This window comes from Streptomyces recifensis (genome assembly GCF_002154615.1).
GTDB lineage: Bacteria > Actinomycetota > Actinomycetes > Streptomycetales > Streptomycetaceae > Streptomyces > Streptomyces griseoluteus.
Genome location: NZ_MUNH01000098.1, coordinates 1 through 2519 on the forward strand (window position 1 = coordinate 1; position 2519 = coordinate 2519).

Consider the following 2519-nt stretch of genomic DNA (forward strand, 5'->3'; position numbering starts at 1 on the left):
GAGCTGCGGGTGCGGGTGGTGCCCGCGCTGCACGACGGACGGCGGCTGCCGTTCGGCCCGCACCGCGCTCCCGCGCTGGGCTATGTCGTGGAGGGCGAGGCGCGCACCTACTTCGCCGGGGACACCGCGCTGTTCGACGCGATGGCCGATGAGGTCGGCCCGGTGGACGTGGCGCTGCTGCCGGTGGGCGGCTGGGGGCCGTACCTCGGTGAGGGGCATCTGGACGCGGGCCGGGCGGCACGGGCGCTGTCCCGGCTGGCGCCGGGCTGGGCGGTGCCCGTGCACTACGGCACGTACTGGCCGATCGGGATGGACGCGGTGCGCCCGCACGAGTTCCACGCGCCGGGCGAGGAGTTCGTGCGCCTGGCGGCCGAGGCGGCGCCGAAGGTGACCGTGCACCGGCTGGGGCACGGGGAGGGCGTACGGCTGGAGGTCGGCCGGTGAGAGGCGTGGGGGGCGCGGCGGCGCTGGCCGCGGCGGCGACGGGTGCGCCGCTGGAGTCGACGAGTCAGGCGCTCGGCTATCCGTCGCTGTTCCTGCTGGTGCTGGTCGGGGCGCTGATACCCGTGGTGCCGACGGGGGCGCTGGTCAGCTCGGCGACGGTGGTGGCGCTGCACCGGACGGCGCCGTTCTCGCTGGCGCTGGTGTTCGTGACGGCGTCGCTGGCGGCCTTCCTGGGGGACGCGGCGCTGTACTGGCTGGGGCGGCGTGGTCTGGGCTCGCAGAGCGGGTCGCGCTGGCTGGAGGCGCTGCGGTCGCGGGCGCCGGAGGAGCGGCTGAACCAGGCGCGGGAGAAGCTGGCCGAGCACGGGGTTTCGGTGCTGGTGCTGTCCCGGCTGATACCCGCCGGCCGGATTCCGGTGATGCTGGCGTGCCTGCTGGCGGAATGGCCGCTGCGGCGCTTCTCGCGGGGCAACCTGCCCGCGTGCCTGGCGTGGGCGCTGACGTACCAGGTCATCGGCGTGCTCGGGGGTTCGCTGTTCACCCGGCCGTGGGAGGGGGTCCTGGCGGTGGTGGTGCTGACCGTGCTGGTCAGCGCGGCTCCGGGGCTGGTGCGCCGGGTGCGGGGCGAGGAGCGGTAGGGGCGGTCTCCAGGACGCGGGAGGCGCCCACGGGGAGGTCCCACAGGTCGGTCCGGGCCAGGCCCGCCTTCTCCCAGGCCGCGCGGACGCGGGTGAGGGGCTCCATGACGGGCTCGGCCGAGAGCACGAACGTCCCCCAGTGCATGGGCGCCATCCGCCGGGCGCCGAGATCGAGGGTGGCCCGTACGGCCTCCTCCGGGTCGCAGTGGACGTCGCTGAGCCACCAGCGCGGGTCGTAGGCGCCGATGGGCATCAGGGCGACGTCGATGCCGGGGTAGCGGCGGCCTATCCGCCCGAACCAGTGGCCGTAGCCGGTGTCGCCCGCGAAGTAGAGACGCTGCCCGTCCGTCGCGGTCATCACCCAGCCGCCCCACAGGCTGTGACAGGTGTCGGTCAGCGTGCGCTTGGACCAGTGGTGCGCGGGCACGAAGTCGAAGCGCACACCGGACAGTTGGGCGCCCTCCCACCAGTCCAGCTCGGTGACGCGGGTGAACCTCCGCCGCCGGAACCAGCGTCCGAGCCCGGCTGGTGCGAAGACCGGCGTCTCGCGCGGGAGCCGGCTCAGGGTGGGGGCGTCCAGATGGTCGTAGTGGTTGTGGCTGATCACGACCGCGTCGACGGGCGGCAGGCTGTCCCAGGGGACACCGACCGGGGTGACGCGGGCCGGGGTGCCGAGGATGCGGCGCGACCAGACCGGGTCGGTGAGCACGGTCAGCCCCCCGATCCGCACCACCCAACTGGCGTGCCCCGCCCAGGTGACGGCGAGGGTGTCGGCCCCGACGCGAGGCAACGGGCCGGGTTCGTACGGGAGTCGGGGGATGTCGACGAGCCCCTCGGGGTCGGGGCGTACGGCGCCCTCGCGGGCGAAGCGGGCCATGGCCCGCCAGCCGGGCAGCGGCGCGGTGAGCCGGTCGTGGAAGGTGCGCGGCCACACCCGGTGTTCGCCCAGCGGACGGGGTTCGGCCAGCGGTGGCCACGCGGGCGCGAGCGGGGCGCGGACCGCGGTCCCGGGCGCCGCGTCCACGGGTTCGGGAGCGTCCGGCACCGGTGTGGTGGCCGTCGTGACGGTGGACCCGGACTCATGCGTCTGCTGCGTCATCGAGGAGGCTCCCATCGCACGGCTTCGTCACGGAGTTCGTCGAGGACCAGTCCCAGGGTGAGCAACGCGTCCCGCGTGCAGGGCAGTTCCGTCGGGTCGGGCGAGGCGAGCGCGGCCTCGCGCTCCTCGTCGGTGCCGCCCAGCAGCGGCGCGGTGGACAGCCGTACGCGCAGGGCTTCGAGGTCGTCGCCGAAGCGGTGTCCGCCGGGCGCGGGCATGCCGAGCCGGGCGGCGAGGAAGTCCTCCAGTTCCTGCGCGTCCCGCACGCCCCGCGCGGCGAGGGGCTCGCGCAGGGGGCCGAGGTCGGCGTAGAGGTACCGGCCGGCCTGTGGGGGCGG

Annotated in this window: 3 protein-coding genes and 1 pseudogene; 2 read left to right on the forward strand and 2 right to left on the reverse strand. The window is 75.3% G+C overall.

The genetic code is table 11. The features are described 5' to 3' along the window. Both CCN33_RS06445 and CCN33_RS06450 read left to right on the forward strand, forming a co-directional pair. On the forward strand, nucleotides 1-444 hold a 444-nt coding region (locus CCN33_RS06445; RefSeq protein ID WP_140394477.1), incomplete at its 5' end, for an MBL fold metallo-hydrolase. Next, nucleotides 441-1082, forward strand: a complete 642-nt coding sequence (locus CCN33_RS06450; protein ID WP_244173706.1) for a DedA family protein — start codon at nucleotides 441-443, stop codon at nucleotides 1080-1082. The genes CCN33_RS06445 and CCN33_RS06450, both read left to right, overlap by 4 nt. Here the strand turns inward: CCN33_RS06450 and CCN33_RS06455 are convergent. Further along, the gene (locus tag CCN33_RS06455) at nucleotides 1033-2181 is read right to left on the reverse strand and encodes an MBL fold metallo-hydrolase (protein ID WP_086692113.1); all 1149 of its coding nucleotides are present in this window, start codon (nucleotides 2179-2181) and stop codon (nucleotides 1033-1035) included. The genes CCN33_RS06450 and CCN33_RS06455 overlap by 50 nt on opposite strands. After that, nucleotides 2178-2519: pseudogene (locus CCN33_RS06460) on the reverse strand (pyridoxal phosphate-dependent aminotransferase); the annotation flags it as partial. The gene CCN33_RS06455 and the pseudogene CCN33_RS06460, both read right to left, overlap by 4 nt.